The sequence below is a fragment of the Paenarthrobacter sp. 10N417 genome, assembly GCF_056394745.1.
Window position 1 is genome coordinate 1 of the sequence record NZ_JBFTIL010000052.1, and the last position, 2,281, is coordinate 2,281.

At 58.3% G+C, this 2,281-nt stretch carries 1 protein-coding gene, 1 rRNA gene and 1 pseudogene; all 3 read right to left on the bottom strand.

The window, feature by feature from the left end:
- Positions 1–148 (bottom strand): 16S ribosomal RNA (locus AC1DCM_RS26470); the annotation flags it as partial.
- 921 nt (positions 149–1,069) lie between these two features.
- Positions 1,070–1,783: pseudogene (locus tag AC1DCM_RS26475) on the bottom strand (transposase); the annotation flags it as partial.
- A 32-nt stretch (positions 1,784–1,815) separates the two neighbouring features.
- Positions 1,816–2,220, bottom strand: coding sequence for a hypothetical protein (locus AC1DCM_RS26480; protein ID WP_477520315.1), 405 nt, complete (start codon positions 2,218–2,220; stop codon positions 1,816–1,818).
- Between the last annotated feature and the right edge of the window lie 61 nt (positions 2,221–2,281).

Sequence of the window (2,281 nt, forward strand, 5' to 3'; positions counted from 1 at the left end):
GGCTTATCCCAGAGTCAAGGGCAGGTTACTCACGTGTTACTCACCCGTTCGCCACTAATCCCCCAGCAAGCTGGGATCATCGTTCGACTTGCATGTGTTAAGCACGCCGCCAGCGTTCATCCTGAGCCAGGATCAAACTCTCCGTTGAAAAATAACAGACACAACCACACCCACCGGAAATAACGACAGGCACGGCTGCACAAAATTCGAAACCAGCTGAAAACCAAACCACCACACACGGGGTGCGCAACGGCCTGGCCATAATTTCAACCAATCAATAAAACAATCGGCATCAACAAACTTGGCACACTATTGAGTTCTCAAACAACAGACACTAACCGGCACCACCCGCACCCTAACAGGGCCACAGGATCGCTCCGGAGCAACTTTTCAAACTTACCCGATTCGGTCGCATGAAGCAAACCGTCCTCAGCTCCCCCAACCAGATCAGAGGCGCAAAAAGCACCACCGGAATCCGGCAATTTGAAGGGGATTTCGTCACCATTATTTCCGCATCAGCGGCGGCGACTCAGCTAACTTTACACGCGCCATACCGTCCGAACAAATCCACCCAGACGCCGCTTAAAACGCCGTAAACACTGGGGAAACAGCCCAGAAACGTCTCAATATCCGAAGAACCAGTATCCGTGAACCCCGTCACACAAAGAAATGGTGGCAATAGCCGCGCTTTGAAGCGGCACCCAGGATCCGCCGTCGAGCCTAATCAGCAGCTTGTACCTGGCAAGCCAAATAGGCACTGAGCTCAGCAGCAACCGGCCCAAGCGCATCAGCACCTGAGAGAACGTCAAGCAAAACGCGCCACGACGTGAGAGGACGTCGGTCCAAACACCTCAGGACCTGAGAGAACGTCGGTCCAAACACCTCGGGACCTGAGAGAACGTCAGGCGAAACGGGTCAGGATGTGAGAGAACCGAAAGTTGTCAAGCTGTGTGGAGTCATTGGGCTAGTTTTTGGGGTGTTTTGGTTTGGGGGAGGTTGATCCCGACGTGTGTGGCGGGGGCCGGTGTGGTGGGGCGTTGGCGGAATCTTCCTGGGTGTCGTTCGTAGAGCCGGGCCGGTATTTCATCGTGCGAAAGCCTGACTCCGAGAAGGGGTTGTCGTTGGAGACGTACGGGCGGTTATGGCTGAGTTCCACGCCGTGGGCGGTGAGGGTGTCACGGAGCAGGTTTGATCTCATGGCAGGGCCTGAATCGGCGTGCACGATGCGCGGGGAGCCGTGCCGGGCGATGGCTGTTTTGAACATCTCCGCGGCGAGGTGGTCGGACTCGCGTTCCTCCACCCGCCAGCCGACGATCTCCCGGGAGAAGATGTCCATGATGGAGTACACCTTGAAAACCTTGCCCTGCCACTTGGAATAGATGTCGGTGATGTCCCAGGACCAGACCTGGCAGGGGCCGGTGGCCTTGACCACCGGCTTGTCAGAGGAACCACGCGTGCCCCCACGCTTGCGCGGGATGGCTGGGCGGGCCTGCTGGTCCTCGTACTCTGCCGCGATCCGCCACCACGAGCGGTTGGAGGCGAGCAGCACGCCGTTGTCCCAGGCTGTGGCGAAGGCATGGTCAACGGAGTTGCCCTTCTCCCAGCTGGTCAGGATGAGCCCCAGGATCCGGTCCTGATCTGCGGTGCTGATCCGGGATTCGTAGGCCCGCTCGCTCTGGTGGATCGGGTGCTGCACCGCCGGACGGGGATTGGAGCGGTAATGCCAGGTCCCGCGCGACACGCCCGCCAGTTTGAGCGCTGTCCGCTGGGAGCCGATGATCACCTGCAGCTCCTGGACCAGAGTGTTCTCGGCCGCTATGAATCCTCGTGAGCGCTCGTCGGGGTTGTATCGGGCTCTGGCACGCTCAACTCGTGCAAGAGCCCGATAGCTTTTCCCAGCGCGGAATTCGTGTCCTCCAGCTCCTGCACCCGCTTCTGGAGTTTTTCGACTTCGGCACGGTGGGCAGCGATTTCCTTCGCGCGTGCTTTTTCAAACGCGGAGAGTTCACGATTCGTTGGGACCATGCCTCCATGCTCCCGCGGAATCAGCCCACGGTCGATATCGCCCTGGAGCATCATCTTGCGCCACCTGCGGAACGTCCATTCCGAAACGGACGACGAGGCCATCCATTCCTTCCTCGTCCCGTACGGCTGCAAATAGTACTCATGCATGAACTCACGGATCTCTTCACGCGTAAAACCCTTGTTATCAACGGCCATCGCCGGCTCCTTCACTCAACAGCTAATGAATGACTCACAACCAGCTTGACGATGAGGGAAC